The organism is Streptomyces sp. NPDC107562 (assembly GCF_055657325.1).
Genome location: NZ_JBVKBE010000014.1, coordinates 25411 through 45804 on the forward strand (window position 1 = coordinate 25411; position 20394 = coordinate 45804).

Genomic DNA, 20394 nt, shown 5'->3' on the forward strand with positions numbered 1-20394 from the left:
CGCCGCTCAGCCCGTCCTGCGGCTCCGGCGGCCGCCGAGCACCTTGACGGCGACGCCGGCCGCGCCGGCCAGGACCAGTCCGGTGACGGCGTGCGCCGCGTTGGGCCCGGTCGCCCGGGCGTCCTCGTCCCCGGCGGCGAGCCGCGCGGTGCCCCCGCCCCCCGCCTTGACGGGGGCGATCGGCGAGGCATGGCCGGACGGGTGCTGCCCGTCCGAGGACCGGACGGATCCGTCGGCGAGGGTGAGCGGCGCGGTGATCGACCTGGGCCCGTCCGCGCCGTCGCAGGTGACCTGGACCTCGTAGGACCGCTCCGGCCGCAGCGCCGAGCGGATCCTGGTCTCGCCGGTCAGCGTGCCGTCCATGCCGCTGAGCCGGGCCTCGCCGACGAAGGCGGCCGAGGTGGCGACGCCGGTCCTTCCCGTGCATCCGGTCACCCGCAGCCCCAGGTCGCCGCCGGGGGCCGGGGTGGTGGGGCTGACCGAGACGCCGCCGTCCGCGGCGTGCGCCACCGGTGCGAGGGTCGCGGTGGCCGCCAGTACGCCCGTACAGAGAGTGAGTCGCAGTGAACCCATCGTGGTGAACCTCCAGACTCCTGGAGACTCCCCCGCACGACCCGCCCCTGCATCCTCAACAGGGGCGGGACTGCTCCGAACGGGTGGGGTTCACCCCGATCTGCCCCGGGCCTGGTTTCAGTGCGGCGCGCGCGGGCCCGGGGCCTGGCTGACGGGCCGGCCGGCTGCCCTAGATGCGGTCGACGAGGTCCGCGATCGAGTCGACGATCTGGGAGGGCCGGTACGGGAAGTCCTCGACCTGTCCGGGACGGGTCAGTCCGGTCAGCACCAGGAAGGTCTGCATGCCGGCTTCCATGCCCGCCAGCACGTCGGTGTCCATCCGGTCGCCGATCATGGCGCTGGTCTCGGAGTGGGCGCCGATCGCGTTGAGACCGGTGCGCATCATCAGGGGGTTCGGCTTGCCCGCGAAGTAGGGCTTGCGGCCGGTCGCCTGGGTGATCAGCGCGGCCACCGCGCCGGTCGCGGGGAGCGGGCCCTCGGTGGAGGGGCCGGTCTCGTCCGGGTTGGTGCAGATGAAGCGGGCGCCGCCGAGGATGAGCCGTACGGCCTTGGTCATGGCCTCGAAGGAGTACGTCCGGGTCTCACCGAGGACGACGTAGTCCGGCTCGTGGTCGGTGAGGATGTAGCCGATGTCGTGCAGCGCGGTGGTCAGGCCCGCCTCGCCGAGGACGTACGCCGAGCCGCCGGGCCGCTGGTCGTCCAGGAACTTCGCCGTGGCCAGCGCCGACGTCCAGATGTTCTCGATCGGCACGTCCAGGCCCATCCGGCGGAGCCGGGCGTGCAGGTCGCGCGGGGTGTAGATGGAGTTGTTGGTCAGCACCAGGAAGGGCTTGCCGGACTCGCGCAACTTCTTGATGAAGGAGTCGGCACCGGGGATCGGGATGCCCTCGTGGATCAGGACTCCGTCCATGTCGGTCAGCCATGAGTCGATGGGCTTGCGGTCTGCCATGTGCGTCGATCACTCCTGGCGTACGTGCGAAACGAGCTGGGGGCGCCGGAACCGCGGCGTACCGACGCCCCTAAGACTAGTCAGGACTGGGTGATCCTGACTCCGTCGATCACCCCGTACCAGTTGTTGCCCGCGGTGTACCGGAAGCGGACGCGGACCATGCCGACGCCGGCGGGGATCTGGAGCGTGACGTTTTCGGTGCGCGAGGGGACGTCGGCGGTGTAGGTCCGCACCAGGACCGGGGCCGCGCCGTCGTAGGAGACGAGGACCTCGCCCTTCTGCGGGGACTCCTGGCGGTAGTAGGTGGTGCAGCTGAGGGTCGCGGCACGGCCGCCGGTGACCGGGTACGCCGGGAACCTCCGGACGGATGGGCGGACGCGGGCATGGCGACGCCCCCGGTGGTGGTGCCAGGGGCGTTGCGTCTTCCGTGGTGCGGGGTGGCTCAGCTGCCGGTCGCCGACTTCCAGGAGTCGACGTACTTCGTCAGGTTCTCGCCGATGTCGTTCCAGTCGGGCTCGAAGATCTCGACGCCGTCCATGAGCTTGGTCAGGGCGATCGCGTTGGCGTCGGTCGCCTTGACGTCCTGGCGGGCCGCGAAGCCGCCGCCGATCTCGCTGACCTGGGCCTGCGCCTTCTGGCTCAGCATGTAGTCGAGGAGCTTCCTGCCGTTCTCGCCGTGCGGGGCGTCGGTGACCAGGCCGCCGGCGTAGGGCAGGGCGAAGGAGGTGGGCTTGCCGCCCTCACGGGCCGGGAACCAGATGCCGAGGTTGGGCATGGACTTGGACTGGGCGAAGTTCATCTGCACATCGCCGTTGGCGACGTGCAGTTCGCCCTTGTCGACCTTGGGCGCGAGCTTGCCGGTCGAGGCGGACGGACCGACGTTGTTGGCCTGGAGCTTGCCGAGGTAGTCCATCGCCTGCTGCTCGCCGCCGAAGTCGTGCATGGCCTTGATGAGCACGGCGGTACCGTCGCCGGCGACTCCGGGGGTGGAGTACTGGAGCTTGTTCTTGAACTTGGCGTCGAGCAGTTCCTCCCAGGTGGTGGGGGCCTGCTGCAGCTCCTTCGTGTTGTGGACGAACCCGAAGTAGTTGTTGACGACCGAGGTCCAGGTGGCCTCGGCCGACTTGTCGGCGCCGTTGACCTGGTCGGAGCCCTTCGGGGCGTACTTCTGGAGCAGGCCCTTGTCGTCGGCCTGCTGGATGAAGGGCGGGAGGGTGACGAGCACGTCGGCCTGCGGGTTGCGCTTCTCACGGACGGCGCGCTGCACCATCTCTCCGGAGCCGCCCTCCACGTACTCGACCTTGATGCCGGTCTCCTTCTCGAAGTCCTTGAAGACCTGGTCGTACCAGCCGTCGCCGTTCTCGCCCTTGAGGCCGTCGGCGCTGTAGACGGTGACGACCTTCTCGTCGGAGGCGGCGGAGCTGCCACCGCAGGCGGTCAGGGAGGCGGCGAGGGCGAGGCTGCCGAGGACGGCGGCGATCGGCTTGAGGTTCTTTGCGGGCATGGCGAGGTGAACTCCTTGCGTGACCGAGCTGTTCGGGGGGCGGGCAGAGAGGTGGACTAGCGGTACGAGGCCTTGGTGCGGATCTTGGACACGGCGAGCAGGACCAGGAGGGTCGCCGCCATGAGCACCACGGCGATCGCGGACCCCGCGAACAGGGCGCCGCGGTCGGTGGCCGCGTAGATGAGGACCGGAAGCGGTGTCCAGTCGGGCGGATAGAGCATCATCGTGGCGCTCAGCTCGCCCATGGACAGGGCGAAGCAGAGGCCGGCGGCGGCGGTCAGGGAGGGCAGCAGCAGGGGGATCCTGACGCGCCACAGGACGTACGAGGGCCGGGCACCGAGGGAGGCGGCGGCCTGCTCGTACGCCGGGTCGAGGCGGACGATCGCGGCCGCCACCGACTGGTACGCGAACGCGGTGACCAGGACGGTGTGGGCGGCGATCACGATCCAGCGGGTGCCGTTCAGCAGGAAGGGCGGCTGGGAGAAGGCGACCAGGATCGCGAGGCCCACGACCACCGAGGGCACCGCGACCGGCAGCACGAACAGGGCGTCCAGCACCTTGCGGTACCGCCTGTGCAGGGCGGCCGCCGCCAGCGCCGCCCAGGTGCCGGCGACGAGCGCGAGCAGACTCGCGGCGACCGCCGTCACCAGGCTGGTGGTGAGGGCCTGCAGGGCCTCACCCCGGGTGGCCGCGGAGTAGTGGCCGGTGGTGAAGCCGGAGGGCAGCACGCTCGACCAGTTGGTGGCGAAGGAGGCACCGAGGACGACGAGGAGCGGCAGGGCGAACAGCGGCAGGAAGAGGAGGAAGAAGACCGTCCACACGGTCCACTTCGCCTTGCGGCTATGCACCAGCACGACGGCTCACCACCCGGTACAGGCCGTACAGGCCCACGGAGATCAGGACGTTGACGACGGCGACCACGCACGCGCCCGGGTAGTCGGACTCCAGGATCGCCTTGCTGTAGACGAGCATCGGCAGGGTCGTGACGCCCTTCGCCCCGGTGAACAGCACGATCCCGAACTCGTTGAGGCAGAGCACGAGGACGAGGCTGCCGCCGGCGGCGAGCGCCGGGAGTGCCTCCGGCAGGATGACCTGCCGGATGATCCGCGGTGCCCGCGCGCCCAGCGAACTCGCCGCCTCCAGCTGCGCGGTGTCCAGCTGGGAGAAGGCCGCGAGCAGGGGGCGGATCACGAAGGGCGTGAAGTACGTGATCTCCGCGAGGAGCACGCCCCAGGGCGTGGTGAGGAACTGGAAGGGCCCCTCCGCCGTGCCCGTGACGTCCGTCCACAGCCCGTTGGCCATGCCGACCGAGCCGTAGACGAACAGCAGGGCGAGCGTGATCAGGAAGGACGGGAAGGAGAGGAAGACGTCGATGAACTTCGACACCGCCCGGGCGCCGGGGAACGGCACGAACGCGATGACCAGCGCGAGCACGAAGCCGAGGACGAGGCATCCGACGGTGGCCGCGACGGCCAGCCAGACGGTCGTCCACAGGGCCTCGCGGAACGCCTCCGAGGCGAAGACGTCGGCGTAGGGCCGCACGGAGGTGCCGCCGGTGTCCGGCTGGAGGGACTGCTGGACGACCAGGGCGAGGGGGTAGAGGAAGAACAGGCCGAGGAGGGCGACGGGGGGCAGGGCCCAGATCCAGGCCGGCACCTTGCGGGACGGGGCCGGGGTCGCGGGCACCGGAGTCCCGGGCGCCGGGGTGCCGGGCACCGCGGTCCCGAGTGTCGCGCTAGCCATCCGCACTCACCCCCGCGGGCAGCAGCACCGCGTCCTCGGGCGCGAAGTGCAGCGCGACGGCCTCCCCGAGCGCCGGCGGATCCCGCAGCTCCCGCAGGTCCGCCAGCACCCGGTGTCCGTCCACGTCGACGTACAGCCGGTGCGTCGCGCCCCGCCACTGGATCTCCGAGACGGTCCCGGCGAGCTGGTTGGGCCCGGAGCCGAGCCCGACCAGGTGCGGGCGTACGCACAGCGTGGCCCGGGCGCCCGGGGCCACGGACCCCGTGTCCAGCTTCAGCTCGGCGCCGGCGAAGGCCACGCCGCCCTGCCCCACCGTGACCGGCAGCAGGTTGGCGTTGCCGACGAAGGACGCGGTGAACTCGTTCGCGGGTGCCCGGTACAGCTCACGCGGGGTGCCGCAGGCCTGGAGCCGCGCCTTGTCCATCACGGCGATCCGGTCGGCCAGGGTCAGCGCCTCGACCTGGTCGTGGGTGACGTAGAGGATCGACACCTCGGGCAGTTCCCGGTGCAGCCGGGCGAGTTCGGCGAGCATGCCGGAGCGCAGCTGGGCGTCGAGCGCGGACAGCGGCTCGTCGAGCAGCAGGACGCCCGGCCGGATCGCCAGCGCCCGCGCGATCGCCACGCGCTGCTGCTGGCCGCCGGACAGCTCGCGGGGGTAGCGGCGGGCGTACGCCGCCATCCCCGTCATCTCCAGGGCCTCGGCCACCCGCTGCCGGATCCCGGCGCGGTCGGCCTTGCGGGCCTTCAGCCCGAAGGCGACGTTGTCCTCGACGCGCAGGTGCGGGAAGAGGGCGTACTGCTGGACGACCATCCCGATGCCCCGCCGGTACGGCGGCAGGTCGCTCACGTCCCGGTCGCCGAGGAAGACCCGCCCGGAGACCGGCCGCACGAACCCGGCGACCGCGCGCAGGGCCGTGGTCTTGCCCGAGCCGGACGGCCCGAGCAGGGCCATCACCTCGCCGGGGGCGACGGTCAGATCCAGGGAGTCGAGGACGACGTTGCCGTCGTAGGCGACGGTGACCGAGTCGAAGCGGATGCCCATCAGCCGGTCCCCCGCAGGAGCGCGGGCAGGCCGGCGACCGAGTCGAGGACATGGCCGGCGCCCGCCTCGCGCAGCGCCTCGTCGCCGTGCGCCCCGGTGCGGACTCCGGCGACGAGACCCGCCCCGGCGCGGACGCCGCTGAGCATGTCGTACGAGGTGTCGCCGACGACGGCGACCTGCCGGACGTCCTCGGCGGCCTGGGTGCGCAGGAAGGCTTCGAGCACCATGTCCGGGAAGGGCCGCCCGCGTCCGCCCGCGTCGGCGGGGCACAGGGTGAGCGGGACCAGGTCCTGCCAGCCCAGGGCGGCGAGGATGGCGTCCTGGGTGACGCGGGCGAAGCCGGTGGTCAGGACGACGGTGCGGCCGCCGGCCAGGATCTCCTCGATGGCCTCGCGGGCCCCGGGGACCGGGGCGACGAGCCCGCCGTCGACCAGTTCGCCGTAGGCCTTCTCGAAGGCGGTGTTGGCGCGCCGGGCGAGCTCCTCGGTGCCGAACAGATGGCGGAAGACCGAGATCTTGGACTCGCCCATGGTGGCGCGGACGTAGTCGAGCTTCTCGGCGTGGTCCGGAGTGCCGGGCTCGACGCCCAGCTCGCGGCCGGCGGCGTCGAAGGCCCGCTCGACGAGGCCGCCGTCGGCGACGGTGGTGCCGGCCATGTCGAGGACGACGAGGCGTATGTCGGTGGGGTGCGTCGTGGTCGACGGGTTCGTCATGGTGTTCACCAGCCAAGTTCGTTCGCGGTGGTTTCGGCGATCGCGGGCGAGCAGGTCATGCCGCGCCCGCCGGGCCCGGTCACCAGCCATATGCCGTCGCGGACCTGCTGCCGGTGCACGACCCGGGAGGTGTCGGTGCACTGGGCGTACACCCCGGCCCAGCGGCGCCGGATCTTCGGCAGCGGGCGGCCGAGCAGGGACTCGACGACGCCGGTGAGGTGGTCGTAGGGGTCTTCGAGGGTGTCGAAGGCGAAGGGGTGCTCGTACTCGTGGGTGTCGCCGATGGTCAGCCCGCCGTCGGCCCGCTGGACCATGAGCAGCTGCATACGGTGCTCGGCCGCGGTCCGCGGCTGCGGCTGCCCGGCGTTGAGCTCGTCGAGGGCGGCGCCGCGGTAGGCCGGGTAGTAGCGGAAGCTGTCGGCGTCGGCGATCGAGGTGGGGAGCCGCTCGCCGAGGGGGTCGGTCTGCATCATCTGCAGGCGGACCCGGCGGACCGGCAGGTCGGGGCCGGCCAGCTCGCGGACCAGGCCGCCGAGCCAGGCGCCGGTGCAGAGCACGACCACGTCGCCCTGGTGGACGTCGCCGTGGTCGTCGCGGACGGCGTTGGCGCCTATGACGTCACGGACCTCGCGGCCGGGCAGGAAGCGGTAGCGCGGCGAGGTCAGCAGTTCCTCGCGCAGGGCGAGCTGCGCGGTGCGGGGCTCGACGGCCGCGTCCCGCTCGCAGTACAGGGCCGCGGTGAACTCGCCGCGCAGGGCGGGGTTCAGGGCGCGGGCCTCGGCGGGGTTCAGCAGCTTGTAACCGCGGGCGGCGGCGTCCGGGCGGGCCACGGCGGCCTCGGCGACGGCGAGTTCCAGGTCGCCGCGGACCGGGGTCAGGGAGCCGTTCGGGCGGAAGCCGAGGGCCGGGACACGGCCGCCGATCTCCTCCCAGAGCTCACGGGCCCGCAGGGCGGTCTCCAGTTCCTCACCGCCCGCGCGGCCGCTGACCCAGATCTGGCCGAAATTGCGCAGGGACGCGCCGCGAGCCTCCGCCTCGCGCTCGATCTGTACGACCTCGTGGCCACGGTTCACTGCATGCCAGGCGTGCATGGTGCCCACCACGCCGGCTCCGACGACTATCACTCTCACGACTGCCACGCTCCTCGCGCTGGGGGAACCGGAAGGGACCGGCCGACAACGAGAGCGTGAACGAGCCATCAAGTTTGGGCTAGACCCGTTATCATTCCGTGACAGTTCGAGCGGCGTCGGACCGAAGAACTTCAGCCCCCCAGATGCGTCGTGAAGGAGAACCTGTCGCCCCGGTACAGGGACCGCACCCGCTCCAGCGGCTGCCCCTCCGTGTCCCGGGAGACCCGGTGGATCAGCAGCATCGGCAGCGCGGGCGGCGTCCCGATCAGCAGTGCCTCGCGCGGGGTGGCGAGCACCGTCTCGATGCGCTCGTCGGCGTCGCCGAACCCGATGCCCTGCTCCCCCAGCCACGCGTAGAAGGAGGAGTCGGGGTCGAAGTCGGTGTCGAGGCGGGGCAGCCGGGACACGGCGACGTACGTGCTCTCCAGACCGACCCGCTCGTCGTCGGCGAGCAGCAGGCGCTCCAGGTGCCAGACGGGCTCGCCGCGCCGCAGCCCGGTCTCGGCGGCCAGCGTGTCCGGACAGGGGAAGCGGTCGAGGGTGACGAGATGCCGGCCCGGGGTCAGGCCCTGCCGCCGGACGCCCTCGGTGTAGCTGGCGAGCGACAGCGGCTGCGCCAGCTTGGGGCCCGCGACGACGGTTCCCCGCCCCTGCCGGCGCAGCTTGCCCTCCAGCACCAGCTCGCGGATCGCCTGTCGGACGGTCTCGCGGGCCACTTCGTAGCGCTCGGAGAGATCGCGCTCGGTGGGCAGCAGCCCGCCCTCCCCCAGGTCCTCGATCAGCCGGTCGAGGCGCGCCTTGACCGCGTAGTACTTGGGGATGCGGCCGTGCTCCGGAATGCCGTAGCGGACGGGGGCGCCGGGGGCCTGGTCGTTCGGGTAGTCCACGCAGGGATCGTCGCACGGGCCATGCGGCGGCTCAGCGCCGCCTGCGCACCATCACGAGGGCGGTGCCGGTCAGGACCAGCAGGAAGGAGGTGGCCGCGAGGGCACCGCGCGGGGTGGTGAGGCCGGTGCGGGCGAGTTCGTCGGCGAACGAGAGGCCCCCGTCGGGGGCGGCGGACGCGGCCGCGGACGGGTCGTCGCCGCCGGGCTCCGCGGCGCCCTCCGACTCCGGGGCCGCCCGCACCCGGAACCGGTAGTCGTTCGACTGCCCGACCCAGTCGCCGTCGTCCGCACGCCGTTGTACGACGGCCGCGTTGGCCGTGATGTCGTTCGGTACGGCGTCGGAGGTCAACGCCAGCCGCACCCGCACCGTCAGGGTCTGCCCCGGCTGGACGGTGAACCCCGCGAAACCGTCGTCGAAGACGCCGACCAGCTCGTCCTGGTCGGTCCGCTCGAACCGCACCGCGCGGGGCTGTGCCCCCTCGTAGAACTCCAGCCGGGGCTGCGACGGCTTCAGTTCCCGCTCACCGTCCACGAGCACGACGACCGGGTGGATGCCGGCGCAGGCGCTCCGCGTGGTGTTGCTGAGCTCGATGGACCAGGTCCCGTACCCGCCGCCGGCGTCGTAGGAGGCGGGACCGCCGACGATGCGGGTGGTGATCGGGAACTGCCGGTCGTCGGAACCGGCGCACTCGGCCTCGGGAGCGGCTCGCGGGGCGGATACCGAGGACGCTCCGGGCGCCGAGGACGCTCCGGGCACCGAGGACACGGAGGCCGCGGGAGAGGCGGGCGCGGAGGCCGCCCGGGGGGCGGGTGCGGGAACCGCGTGCACGGGCGGTGCGGCTCCGGCGAGGAGGGCGGCGGCTGCGGCGAGGCAGAGGGACACGGGCGTGCACAGTCGCATGTCCCCATTGCGCGTCACCCCCCGCCCGCTCCGCGAGGACACCGCGCCGTACGGCCCAACGGGTCCGCCCGATCGGGCAGGTTCACGCCTGCCCTCTCACCCCCCTCACCCCCCGCCCCGCCCGAACAGCGGCGCCAGCAGCAGCTGTGCCGCGCCCTCGGCGACCGCGCGGCTGCCGCCCTCCGCGATCCGGACCGGCACCGCCTCCTCGCCCGTGCGCCGCGCGCGTTCCGCGAGGACCTCGGCGACCCCGTGGGCGAACCGCTCCGGCGCGGCCTCGACGATCCGGCCGCCCAGCAGCACGCGGTCGACGTCGAGCAGTGCGATCAGGTTGCTCGCGCCGACCCCCAGCACCCGCGCCGCCTCCGCCACGTCCCCCCGCGCCACCGCGTCCAGACACAGCGCCTCGACGCACCCACGGTTCCCGCACCCGCACACCGGCCCGTCCAGCTGCACCACCTGGTGGCCGAACTCCCCCGCCCCGGTCCGCGCCCCACGATGCACCGCGCCCCCGATCACCAGCCCGCTGCCGAGCCCCGCCGCGAAGTGCAGGTACGCGAAGGACCCGCCGCCGCCCGCCACGGCGAGCCGCAGGGCGGCGGCGTTCGTGTCCTTGTCGACCACCACCGGCACCCCGAGTCGGCGGCCCAGCACGTCGCGCAACGGGAACCCGTCCCACTCCGGGAACCCGGTGACCCGGTGCAGCACGCCGTGGACGTGGTCGAGAGGTCCGGGCAGCGCGACCCCGGCGCCGAGCAGCGACCGCACCTCGCGGGCGGGGGTCCCGCCGAGCACCTCGGCGACCAGTGCGGCCACGTCCCCGACCACGGCCTCGGCGCCCGCCCCGAGGTCCATCGCCGTACGCCGCTCCCCCACCACCGTCCCGGCCAGGTCGACCAGCACCACCCGCAGCTCGTCCCGGTCCAGATGCACGCCCACGGCGTGCCCGGCCCCCGGCACCAGCCGCAGCACCGTGCGCGGTTTGCCGCCCGTGGACACCTGTCGCCCCGCCTCCGTCACGAGGCCCTCGTCCCGGATCCGAGCGATGATCTTGCTGACGGCCTGGGGGGTCAGCCCGGTCCGCCCGGCGAGCTCCAGCCGGCTGACACCCTCCGTCCCGGCCCCGCGCAGGAGTTCGAGGACGAGCGCGGCGTTGTGACTCCGCACGGCCAGCAAATTGGCCCCCAACCGCCCCCGCCCGACCCCCTCGGCACCGCGCCCCGCACCGCTCGCGTCGGGCCCCCCACCCTCCGCGCCGCCCGCACCTCGCCCGGTATCCCCCGCACCGCTCCCCTCCCGCCCGGCACCGTCCACACCACGCCCGACGCCACCCGAAGCCCGCCCTGCGCTCTTTCCAACCAGCCCCCGGCCGTCCGCACTCCGCCCGGCACCGCCCGTGCCGGGTCCCCCACCGTCCGCACCTTGTCCCGCATCGCCCGTAGCCCGCCCCGCGCCGCCCGCGCCGGGTCCCCCACCGTCCACGCCCTGTCCCGGGCCATCCGTAGCCCGCCCGGTGACATCCCCACCCCGCCCCGCACCGCCCGCACCCCGCCGCACCGCACCGCCCACACCCCGCCCCGCCCCATCCCCGCCGGGCCCCCCGCCAGCCGCACCCCGTTCCGCGCCGCCCGTAGCCCGCCCGGTGCCGTCCACTCCCCGCCCGGCGCCGTCCGCGCCGGGTCCCCCGGCCGCTCCTGTGGTGTTGTTCGCCCTGTTCACCATCCCATTCTCCCCCGCGCTTGCACTTTGGCAACAGCGTTGCGAAAGTGGACGCATGACTGGCACACCCCCTGGCTCGCCCCTCCGCGTCGGCCTCGTCGGCTACGGCCTCGCGGGCTCCGTCTTCCACGCCCCGCTGATCGCCACCACCGAGGGCCTGGCCCTGGACACGGTGGTCACCTCGCACCCCGAGCGGCAGGAACAGGCCCGCGCCGAGCACCCCGGCGTGCGGGTCGCCGCCACCCCGGACGAGCTGTTCGAGCGGGCCGACGACCTGGACCTGGTCGTCATCGCGTCCCCGAACAAGACGCACGTCCCCCTCGCCACCACCGCCCTGAAGGCCGGCCTCCCCGTGGTCGTCGACAAGCCGGTCGCCGGCACCGCGGCCGAGGCGCGCGAGCTGGCCGCCCTCGCCGAGGAGCGCGGACTGCTCCTCTCCGTCTTCCAGAACCGCCGCTGGGACAACGACTTCCTGACGCTGCGCCACCTCGTCGCCGAGGGCGAACTGGGCGACGTATGGCGCTTCGAGTCCCGCTTCGAGCGGTGGCGGCCGCAGCTCAAGGGCGGCTGGCGCGAGTCCGGCGACCCCGCAGAGATCGGAGGTCTGCTCTACGACCTCGGCAGCCACGTCGTCGACCAGGCCCTGGTCCTCTTCGGCCCCGCCGCTTCCGTGTACGCCGAGGCCGACGTCCGCCGCCAGGGCGCCGAGACCGACGACGACACCTTCATCGCCGTCACCCACACGAGCGGCGTCCGCTCCCACCTCTATGCCTCCGCGACGACCGCCCAACTCGGCCCGCGCTTCCGGGTGCTGGGCTCGCGGGCCGGCTACGTCAAGTACGGCCTCGACCCGCAGGAGGCGGCGCTCAAGGACGGGCACCGCCCCGCCACGACCGCCGGCTGGGGCACCGAGCCCGAGTCGCTGTGGGGCCGCCTCGGCTCCGGCGAGTCCCCGCTGACCGGTGGCGGGAGCCCCGTGCCCACCCTGCCCGGCGACTACCCCGCGTACTACGCCGGTGTCGCCGCCGCCCTGCGCGACGGCGCCCCCAACCCGGTGACCGCCCTGGAGGCGGCCGCCGCCCTCGACGTACTGGAAGCGGCCCGCCGTTCGGCCCGCGACGGAGTGACGGTGACCCTGTGACGCACAGCCACACGACCACGACGACCCCGGCGACCACCCCCGAACTGACGCCCGGCATCGAGGAGTTGGAGGCCCAGGAACGCCGTCTGGTGTTCCGCCGGTTCACCTTCGACGACGCCTGGGCGCTCGGCTCGCTGCTGGTGGAGGTGGCCCGGGAGTGCCAGGCCCCGGTCGCCATCGACATCCACCGCGGCGGCCAGCAGCTCTTCCACGCCGCCCTGCCCGGCTCGACCCCCGACAACGACGCCTGGATCGCCCGCAAGCGCCGGGTGGTGGAGCGCTATGGCTCCGCGTCGTACCTGGTGGGCGCCCGCTTCCGGGCCAAGGGCACCACCTTCGAGGAGTCCTCCCGGCTGGACCCCGACCGCTACGCCGCCCACGGCGGCTCCTTCCCCATCACCGTGGAGGGCGTCGGCGTCGTCGGTTCGGTGACCGTGTCCGGACTGCCCCAGCTCCAGGACCACCGCATGGTGGTGGAGGCGCTCGAACACTTCCTGAGCGGCGACCGGGCCTGATTCCCGTCCCTGCTGCGGGATTAGCCCGAGCGGCCCTCCGGTTACACATCGGTGTAACGGCCGTCACAGCAACCGGAGGGATCGCTTCCATGGACAAGCCCGCAGCCTCGTTGAAGGAACGGCTGGGACGGTACGGCATCTGGAGCACCGGCCTGCGCTCCGAGGACCCCGCCGCGCGCGGCGAACTGGCGGACGCCGCCGCGGAACTGGAGGACCTGGGCTACGGCGCCCTGTGGCTGGGCGGCAGCCCCGGCGCCCAGCACGCCGCCCCGCTCATCGGCGCGACGGCCGAGATCACCGTCGGGACCAGCATCCAGAGCATCTGGCAGTACGAGGCCAAGGACAGCGCGGCGGCCTTCGCGGACCTGGAGGCCGCCCACCCGGGCCGCTTCGTCCTGGGCCTCGGCGTCAGCCACGAGAAGTTCACGCAGCAGTACCGCCGCCCGTACTCGGCCCTCGTCGACTACCTCGACGCGCTGGACGCCGCCGGCGTACCCGCCGGGCGCCGCCTCCTCGCCGCGCTCGGCCCGAGGACCCTGGAGCTCTCCCGCGACCGCTCGGCGGGCGCGATCCCGTACCTGGTGACGCCGGAGCACACGGCCTACGCCCGGGAGATCCTGGGCGAGGCGCCGATCCTGGCCCCCGAGCTGAAGGTCGTCCTGGAGCGGGACCCGGACCGGGCCCGCGCCGCCGCCCGGGACTACCTGGCCATGTACCTGGCGCTCCCGAACTACACGAACAACTTCCTGCGGCACGGCTTCACCGAGGCCGACCTGGCGGACGGCGGCAGCGACCGCCTGATCGACGCGGTGTACGCCTGGGGCGAGGAGGACCGCATCCGGGAACGCGTCACCGCCTTCCATGAGGCGGGCGCGGACCATGTGGCGCTCCAGGTGATCGGCACCGGCTCCGGCGACGCGCTCCCGCGCGAGGAGTGGCGCCGGCTGGCCGCCCTGCTGGCCTGACGACGACGTCCGGCGGGAACGCCGGGAGGGCGGCGCGGCGCGCCGCCCTCCCGGTGCGACCCTTCAGGCGTCCTTCAGCTCCTGCCGCTGCCGCCCGAGCCCCTCGATCTCCAGCTCCACCACGTCCCCGGCCCGCAGGTAGGGCTTGGGCTCCGGCTGCCCCATCGCCACCCCGGCGGGCGTCCCCGTGTTGATCACATCACCGGGGTACAGGGTCATGAACCGGCTCACGTACCGCACGACCTCCCCCACGGGGAAGATCTGGTCGCGGGTGGACCCGTCCTGCTTCAGCTCGCCGTTGACCCACAGCCGCAGTGACAGACCCTGCGGGTCCGGCACGTCGTCCGCCGTCACCAGCCAGGGCCCCAGCGGGTTGAACGTCTCGCAGTTCTTGCCCTTGTCCCAGGTCCCGCCGCGCTCGATCTGGAACTCCCGCTCGGACACGTCGTGCGCCACCGCGTACCCGGCGACGTGCGCGAGCCCTTCCTCGGCCGACTCCAGATAGCGGGCCGTACGGCCGATGACGACCGCCAGCTCCACCTCCCAATCGGTCTTGCGCGAGTCCCGCGGCACCAGCACCGTGTCGTGCGGCCCGACCACCGTGTCCGCGGCCTTGAAGAACACCACCGGCTCGGCGGGCGGCTCGGCCCCCGTCTCCCGGGCGTGGTCGTGGTAGTTCAGGCCGATGCACACGACCTTGCCTATCCGCCCGAGCGGCGGCCCGATCCGCAGCCCCGTGCCGTCCAGTACGGGCAGGTCCCCGGCATCGGCGGCCGCACGGATCCGGCCGAGCGCCGCGTCGTCGGCGAGCAACGCGCCGTCGATGTCCGGCACCAGTCCGGACAGGTCCCGCAGCACGCCCTCGGCGTCGAGCAGCGCGGGCTGTTCCGCCCCGGCCGTTCCGACTCGCAGCAGCTTCATGGTCACAATCTCCCTCGATCGTGGGGCGCCCCCTGACGTGTGCAGCCATCGGAGGACTGGTCGATCCTCCAAGCTGACGGTCCGGTCCGCAATACCCGTTCACGTACTGGACCGTAGGCAGCGCTCCGCTCAGCGGTACAGCACGGCCCGCTCCACCGCGCTCCACGTCGTGCTGGTGACCACGTACAGGGCGGCCGCCAGCGGCACCACCGCCACCGTGACCAGCGTGAAGAAGGACATGAACGGCATCACCTTGGTGACGGCGCCGACCGCGCCGAGACCCGGCAGCCGCTCACCGTCGGCCGGTACCGGACCGCTTGCGGCCGTCATCCGCCGCGTACGGCGGAAGTTGAACACGGCGACGACCGCGACGAGGGCGAACAGCGCCACGTACACCAGCCCCGCGGTGCCGAACGCCCCGCCGTCGGCCAGCGCGTCCAGCCACCGGTCACCCAGCGGCGCGGCCAGCAGCTCGTGCCCGAGCAGGGCGTTGGCCTCACCGCCGATCGTCGGGTTCGAGAACAGGTGGTAGAGCAGGAAGAAGGCGGGGATCTGCAGCAGACCGGGCAGGCAGCCCGCCAGCGGGGACACCTTCTCCTTCGCGTGCAGCTCCAGCACGGCCTGCTGAAGCCGCTCGGGGTTCCTGCGGTGCTTCTCGCGCAGCTCGGCGATCTTCGGCTGCAACGCGGTGCGCGCCTTCTGCCCCCGGGCGGACGCCCGGGACAACGGCAGCACCAGCAGCCGTACGAACGCGGTGAACAGGACGATCGCGGCGGCGGCCGCGGACGCGTGGAACAACGGCTGGAGCAACTCGGCGAGCTGCTCGACCAAGTTGGCGAAAACGGACATGGGTGAGCCCTCCGTGGTGGGTCTCGTCGTGCCGGGACATGGGATGGCGGCAAGACGACCCGCGCGGGGGGTCACGGTGAGGTGCTGCTCCGGGGTGGCGTGCCCTACGCGACGGTCGTCAGGAGGGCGTGTCCCGGCGCTCGGGGGCGGGTGCGCCCCTTGGCGTCGGGGTCGCGTTGCGGCAGGAAGGCCGTCCGCAGGTCCCGGTCGCGCATCGCCGTACGCACCCGCGTGGGCGGCACGGCGGGCGCGCAGCGCGCGGCGACCAGCTGGGAGAGCGCGAACGCCGACCCGGCCGCGGCGGTCGCGGCGAGCGCGACGGTGGCGGTCAGGGTGCCGGCGTCCAGCGGCACGAGGTCGAGGAAGAGGACGAAGAGGGTCAGGAGCAGGAGGCCGGCGCGCGACCTCGCGCAGCGCTGGATCATCGCGGCTCCCCCTCTCGTGTCCCTCGGGCGCGTACGGCGTGCTGTCGTTCGTTTATACCTCACCGGGGGCGCCTCACCGGGGGCGCAGGGAAAGGAGTGTGCCCCAGACCACCAGGCGGTACGTGGAGGTGTACTGGGGGGTGCAGGTGGTGAGGGTGATGTAGTGGCCCGGCGCGCTGTAGCCCCGGCCGGGATGGACGAGGCTGCGCGGCACGGGGCGGATCACCCCGGTGTCATGGGCAGAGGTCCGCACGAGGGTCTGGTCGACGGCGTACGTGTACACCGCGGCCCGCGTCTCCACGACGATCCGGTCGCCGTCGCCGAGCCGGTCGAGGTACCGGAAGGGCTCCCCGTGGGTGTTGCGGTGCCCGGCGAGCGCGAAGTTCCCGGCGCGGCCGGGCTGCCCGGTGCCCGGGTAGTGACCGGCGTAGCCCTTGTCCAGGACGTCGGGCTTGCTGATGCCCTCGGCGACGGGGACGCGGAGGTCCAGGCGGGGGATGGCGAGGATGGCGTAGGCACGCGAGGGCCCGGACGCGGGCGCCGGCGCCGTGGCGGGCCCGCCGGTCCGAGCGCCGGGCCGCGCCCGGACCGGTGGGTCCGCGTCGTCGTGGTCCGCCGGGTCGCCGCCCTCCCCCTGGACCGGCCCGCGGGCCCCGCCCCACTCCCGCTCCAGGGCGGCCACCTGCCGCTGGGCGCCCTGCCTGGCCTGCCGGTTGGTCCACCACAACTGGTGGACCACCAGGAGCAGGACGACGACGCCGACGGTGACGAGGGCCTCCGCACCCGTCCACAGCGCGCGCCGCCGCCGGGCGCGCCGCCGCCGGTCGGTGTGCTGCACGACGGGCACGCGCATGGGCGGACGCCTCCTCCCCCGTCGCCATGGGACGGGCCGCCCGCACGATAAGCGGCGAGGCGTGAGGTCTCCAGACCCGCGCGGGTCCTTTCGCCCGCGGTCACGGATGGGTGTCAGACGACGGGCTCCCCGATCCCGAGCAGGTTCCCCTCGCTGTCCCGGAACCAGGCGGCACGCTCGCCCCGCGCCCCCTTGCTCGGATAGTGCCCCTCGACGTCGGCGATGCCGTCCTCCGACGTCCGCAGCCCCGGCAGGTCGACCACCTCGAAGACGACACCGCGCCGCCGGAGCGCCGCGACCACACCGTCGACGTCGTCGACCTGAAAGCCCATCTGCGTGAAGGTCCCCGGCGAGGCCCCCGCCGACAGGAACAGGGCGAACTCCACGCCGCCGCTCCGGTACAGCAGCCCGCCGGGCCGCTCGTCGACGGGTTCGAGACCGAGTTTCTCGGAGTAGAAGCGGCGGGCCCGCTCCAGGTCCTGGGCGGGCAGCCGGGTGGCCGGTCGGGCCCCGGCGAGACCGGTGTCCCTGTCATCCATACCTTCACTGTGCCGCAGCGGGGCGACGCGGTCACACCGGCGGGCGCCCCGGGCGACGGGCGGCCCGTCCCGCCGGACGCGGGCGCAGGGCGGTGTTCGTCCTGCCGGCCGGCCACGGGCGGGGGACGGACTCTCCTTTGTCACCGCTCGGCAGTACGGTGTCCCCCATGCGCCCCGACACGCCTGCCGAAAACGTCGACCACGCCACCGAGGCGGCCCGCCTGGAGCGAACCGCCGGCCTGTACCCCGAGGACGCCGAAGCCCTGCTGCTGCGGGCCGCGGCCCACCTCGAACTGTCCGGCGACCGCCCCGCCGCGACCGCGCTCTACGACCGCCTGCTCTCCTCCGGCGACAGCCTGGACGACCCGTTCCTGGTCCGGGCCCTGAAGGCCGCGAACCTCTGGGAGTACGGCCACGAGGCCGAGGCCCGGGCGATCATCGACGGCATCCGCACGGCGTCCCCGCGCGACGCGGCCCCCTGGGTGATCGTGGCGGAGGCACTGGAGGCCCACGACGAGTTGGAGACGGCGCAGGAGGTCCTCACGCAGGCCGCCCGGCTCCTCGTGACGGACGGCGCACGCCCCCCGCAGCCCACGCACCCCCTCTTCTTCGGCCGCCACCGGGTGCGCCGCATGCTGGGCCTGCCCCACGACGAGTGGGACACCCTGGCCGACACCCTGCACTCCATGCCGGTCTCCCTGGACGAACTCCACGACCCGAAGCGGGTGTGGTCCCTGGGCTCGGACAACCCGGCGGAGCTGGAGGCGGAGATCTCCCGCCTTCGCGCCGAACTCGGCGCCTACCGGGAGGCCCTGTCCCGCCCGTTCCCCGTCGCGGTCCTGCACTGGCCGCAGGGCGAACTGACGGAACTGCTCTCGGCGTACCCGGCGCTGTCGTCGGAGTACCCCTCCCACGAGGAGCACCTGTCGACCATAGAGACCTCCCTGCGGGAACTGTCGTCCTCCGGCACCCCCAACCTGGGCGTCGTCACCGGCACGGTCCCCTCCTTCGAGGCCTTCGCCGCATCGGAGGGCACGACCCCGGACGACCCGACCCTCCTCCCCCAGTACGCCACCACCCTCGCGGCACGGGGCCGCGCGGTGGCTTGGCCCCCGGAGGGGACGGGGGCTTGCTGGTGCGGAACGGGGCGGAGGTACGCGGAGTGCCACGGGGCCGTGGCCTGACGTCGGCGGCGTAACACATTCCCTGGGCGACGGCCCTATTTGTTCCGATCCCACTACTCCTCCACAACTCGCGCACGCTAACGTCATGGGCGATCAGCTGAATCGGCATGCCCGCAGCGGCAGGCATGTCCCGGCCCGCGAGGAAATGACATGCCGCCCTACCAGTCTTCATCGGAGTGGCAGTTCGACGTACCCACCAGCGGGAGCAAGCGGCTCCCTCCGGCGGCCAGGTCGTTCGAATCGCTCGCGCACCAGGGCTACGGCTTCGAAGCGGCCATCGCCGACCTGATCGACAACTCCATCGACGCGCAGGCCCACAACATCGTCGTGAGCTTCCTCCGGGACACCGGTGAGCGCGGCGGCCGCGACCGCCTCGTCGGCCTGCTCGTCATCGACGACGGCGACGGCATGGACGAGGGGAGCCTGGACACGGCGATGACCGTGGGCGGGCGCGAAGAATACGCCGTCGGCGCCCTCGGGCACTTCGGCGCCGGATTGAAGGCCGCCTCGCTGTCGCATGCTGACGCGCTCACCGTGATCAGCCGGACCAAGCGCAGCCCGTCGGCCGGCCGCCGTTGGCTCACCGCCCGCGCGCAGGCCGACTTCACCTGCGACATCGTCGACGCGAGCTATTGCCAGAACCTGGTCGACCGCTATGACGGCGTGATCGGCTGGCACGGCACGATCGTGCGCTGGGACGATGTGCGCGCGTTCGAGACCATCACGGACGGCCAGACCGACCGCTACCTGAACGACGCCATCGAGCGGTTGGAGACCCACCTCGGCCTCTACCTCCACCGCTTCCTCGCCCGCGACGGCTTCCACATCGACATCGTCGTCGAGGATGTCCACACCCGGGAGGAACTGGACCACCGGGGCGTGGAGCCCATCGACCCGTTCGGCTACCGCGTTCCGGGCCGCGCCGGGTATCCCCGGACGTACGTCGCTCCCGTCGAGGGCGTCGGCAACGTCGCACTCGAGGCGCACATATGGCCGCCCAAATCACCACTCGTCGCATTCCGCGGCATCGGCCCGCTCGCCGAACGCCAGGGCTTCTACCTCTACCGAAACGACAGGCTCGTCCAAGCAGGCGGCTGGAACGACACCCGCAGCCCGGAGGGCCACCTCGCCCTCGCCAGGATCGCCGTGGATCTTCCACCCCAGCCCAATGACGTGTTCGCGCTGACCGTCAAGAAGGACGGCGTCCAGGTCACCCCCGCGTTCGCCCGGGGGTTGGAGAAGGCGGCGGCCCCCACCACTGGCCACACCTTCACCGAATACGTTCGAGAGGCCGAGGCGACCTACCGCGAAGCCGCCAAGCGGCGTACCGAGGTCAAGCGCGTCGCCGTCATCCCGCCCGGCAAGGGCATCGACCCCAAGTTGAAGCGCACGCTGCGGGACGAACTGCCGCAGCTCGAGGGCAACGACCCCATCACCTTCACCTGGGCCAGGCTCGACACGCCACCCGGAGTCGACTCCACCGAACTGCTCTTCACGATCGACCACAAAGAGCGCCGGGTCGTCCTCAACAAGGACTACCGGCACGCCTTCAACGGCGACCGACGCGGAGGCTCCAACGACGCTCCGGTCCTCAAGAGCCTCCTCTATCTGATGCTCAACGAGATCTTCCAGAAAGAGCGGGTCTGGGCCAATCAGACCGACAAGGTCGCCCTGTGGAACAGCGTGCTCGTCACCGCGGTACGGGCCGAACTCGCCCGCGACGAGGGTTAGTCCGCCGTCTCCCCCTCACACCGTCCCGTACGTCAGAAAGGCCGGCCCGCCGCCGTGACCGCAGAGAACGCGCCCGCTTCCGACCACCTCACCGACCTCCACGGCGAGGT

At 73.0% G+C, this 20394-nt stretch carries 22 protein-coding genes; 5 read left to right on the forward strand and 17 right to left on the reverse strand.

Annotated features, from left to right (window positions below; translation table 11 throughout):
- Window positions 1-6: 6 nt before the first annotated feature.
- The 12 genes from ACZ7LV_RS30515 to ACZ7LV_RS30570 all read right to left on the reverse strand — a co-directional run bounded on the left by ACZ7LV_RS30515 (window position 7) and on the right by ACZ7LV_RS30570 (window position 10756).
- On the reverse strand, window positions 7-573 hold the full coding sequence (locus tag ACZ7LV_RS30515; RefSeq protein ID WP_471944023.1) for a hypothetical protein: 567 nt from the start codon (window positions 571-573) through the stop codon (window positions 7-9).
- Between the two features lie 169 nt (window positions 574-742).
- A complete protein-coding gene (locus ACZ7LV_RS30520; protein ID WP_471944025.1) occupies window positions 743-1522 on the reverse strand; it encodes an HAD-IIA family hydrolase in 780 nt (259 codons plus the stop codon).
- Between the two features lie 80 nt (window positions 1523-1602).
- Window positions 1603-1755 (reverse strand): hypothetical protein, encoded by a 153-nt coding sequence (locus ACZ7LV_RS30525; RefSeq protein ID WP_471944027.1) that lies wholly within the window; start codon window positions 1753-1755, stop codon window positions 1603-1605.
- Window positions 1756-1964: 209 nt separating this feature from the next.
- On the reverse strand, window positions 1965-3026 hold the full coding sequence (locus tag ACZ7LV_RS30530; RefSeq protein ID WP_471944029.1) for a 2-aminoethylphosphonate ABC transporter substrate-binding protein: 1062 nt from the start codon (window positions 3024-3026) through the stop codon (window positions 1965-1967).
- Between the two features lie 56 nt (window positions 3027-3082).
- Window positions 3083-3880 carry an ABC transporter permease gene (locus ACZ7LV_RS30535; protein ID WP_471944031.1) on the reverse strand — a complete coding sequence of 266 codons (798 nt, stop codon included), beginning with the start codon at window positions 3878-3880 and terminating at the stop codon, window positions 3083-3085.
- The gene (locus ACZ7LV_RS30540; RefSeq protein ID WP_471944033.1) at window positions 3867-4769 is read right to left on the reverse strand and encodes a 2-aminoethylphosphonate ABC transporter permease subunit; all 903 of its coding nucleotides are present in this window, start codon (window positions 4767-4769) and stop codon (window positions 3867-3869) included. Before ACZ7LV_RS30540 ends, ACZ7LV_RS30535 begins: the two co-directional genes overlap by 14 nt.
- Complete coding sequence (locus tag ACZ7LV_RS30545; protein WP_471944035.1) at window positions 4762-5811, reverse strand: ABC transporter ATP-binding protein; 1050 nt, start codon at window positions 5809-5811, stop codon at window positions 4762-4764. The genes ACZ7LV_RS30540 and ACZ7LV_RS30545 overlap by 8 nt, the downstream gene beginning before the upstream one ends.
- Window positions 5811-6524, reverse strand: a complete 714-nt coding sequence (locus ACZ7LV_RS30550) for an HAD family hydrolase (RefSeq protein ID WP_471944037.1) — start codon at window positions 6522-6524, stop codon at window positions 5811-5813. Before ACZ7LV_RS30550 ends, ACZ7LV_RS30545 begins: the two co-directional genes overlap by 1 nt.
- 5 nt (window positions 6525-6529) lie before the next feature.
- Entirely contained in the window at window positions 6530-7663 is a 1134-nt protein-coding gene (locus ACZ7LV_RS30555; RefSeq protein WP_471944039.1) for a TIGR03364 family FAD-dependent oxidoreductase, read from the reverse strand.
- Between the two features lie 122 nt (window positions 7664-7785).
- Window positions 7786-8541 carry a GntR family transcriptional regulator gene (locus tag ACZ7LV_RS30560; protein ID WP_471944041.1) on the reverse strand — a complete coding sequence of 252 codons (756 nt, stop codon included), beginning with the start codon at window positions 8539-8541 and terminating at the stop codon, window positions 7786-7788.
- A 31-nt stretch (window positions 8542-8572) separates the two neighbouring features.
- Window positions 8573-9442 carry a hypothetical protein gene (locus ACZ7LV_RS30565; RefSeq protein ID WP_471944043.1) on the reverse strand — a complete coding sequence of 290 codons (870 nt, stop codon included), beginning with the start codon at window positions 9440-9442 and terminating at the stop codon, window positions 8573-8575.
- Window positions 9443-9547: 105 nt separating this feature from the next.
- Window positions 9548-10756 (reverse strand): ROK family transcriptional regulator, encoded by a 1209-nt coding sequence (locus ACZ7LV_RS30570; protein ID WP_471944045.1) that lies wholly within the window; start codon window positions 10754-10756, stop codon window positions 9548-9550.
- Between the two features lie 460 nt (window positions 10757-11216).
- Here ACZ7LV_RS30570 and ACZ7LV_RS30575 point away from each other — a divergent pair, with 460 nt between their 5' ends.
- The 3 genes from ACZ7LV_RS30575 (at window position 11217) to ACZ7LV_RS30585 (ending at window position 13782) form a co-directional block, all read left to right on the forward strand.
- Entirely contained in the window at window positions 11217-12302 is a 1086-nt protein-coding gene (locus ACZ7LV_RS30575) for a Gfo/Idh/MocA family protein (RefSeq protein WP_471944047.1), read from the forward strand.
- Entirely contained in the window at window positions 12299-12817 is a 519-nt protein-coding gene (locus ACZ7LV_RS30580; protein WP_471944049.1) for a heme-degrading domain-containing protein, read from the forward strand. Before ACZ7LV_RS30575 ends, ACZ7LV_RS30580 begins: the two co-directional genes overlap by 4 nt.
- 89 nt (window positions 12818-12906) lie before the next feature.
- Complete coding sequence (locus ACZ7LV_RS30585) at window positions 12907-13782, forward strand: LLM class F420-dependent oxidoreductase (RefSeq protein ID WP_471944051.1); 876 nt, start codon at window positions 12907-12909, stop codon at window positions 13780-13782.
- A gap of 63 nt (window positions 13783-13845) precedes the next feature.
- Here ACZ7LV_RS30585 and ACZ7LV_RS30590 read toward each other — a convergent pair whose 3' ends face one another.
- The 5 genes from ACZ7LV_RS30590 to ACZ7LV_RS30610 all read right to left on the reverse strand — a co-directional run bounded on the left by ACZ7LV_RS30590 (window position 13846) and on the right by ACZ7LV_RS30610 (window position 17369).
- On the reverse strand, window positions 13846-14703 hold the full coding sequence (locus ACZ7LV_RS30590) for a fumarylacetoacetate hydrolase family protein (RefSeq protein ID WP_471944053.1): 858 nt from the start codon (window positions 14701-14703) through the stop codon (window positions 13846-13848).
- Between the two features lie 129 nt (window positions 14704-14832).
- On the reverse strand, window positions 14833-15552 hold the full coding sequence (locus ACZ7LV_RS30595; protein WP_471944055.1) for a YidC/Oxa1 family membrane protein insertase: 720 nt from the start codon (window positions 15550-15552) through the stop codon (window positions 14833-14835).
- 104 nt (window positions 15553-15656) lie between these two features.
- On the reverse strand, window positions 15657-15977 hold the full coding sequence (locus ACZ7LV_RS30600; protein WP_471944057.1) for a DUF6412 domain-containing protein: 321 nt from the start codon (window positions 15975-15977) through the stop codon (window positions 15657-15659).
- Window positions 15978-16050: 73 nt separating this feature from the next.
- Window positions 16051-16830, reverse strand: coding sequence for a class E sortase (locus ACZ7LV_RS30605; protein WP_471944059.1), 780 nt, complete (start codon window positions 16828-16830; stop codon window positions 16051-16053).
- Between the two features lie 113 nt (window positions 16831-16943).
- Window positions 16944-17369 (reverse strand): VOC family protein, encoded by a 426-nt coding sequence (locus ACZ7LV_RS30610; RefSeq protein WP_471944061.1) that lies wholly within the window; start codon window positions 17367-17369, stop codon window positions 16944-16946.
- Window positions 17370-17536: 167 nt separating this feature from the next.
- Between ACZ7LV_RS30610 and ACZ7LV_RS30615 the strand changes: the two genes are divergently transcribed.
- Together ACZ7LV_RS30615 and ACZ7LV_RS30620 are read left to right on the forward strand one after the other, a co-directional pair.
- Complete coding sequence (locus ACZ7LV_RS30615; protein WP_471944062.1) at window positions 17537-18553, forward strand: SEC-C domain-containing protein; 1017 nt, start codon at window positions 17537-17539, stop codon at window positions 18551-18553.
- A gap of 150 nt (window positions 18554-18703) precedes the next feature.
- Complete coding sequence (locus ACZ7LV_RS30620; protein WP_471944064.1) at window positions 18704-20284, forward strand: ATP-binding protein; 1581 nt, start codon at window positions 18704-18706, stop codon at window positions 20282-20284.
- The last annotated feature ends 110 nt before the right edge of the window (window positions 20285-20394 follow it).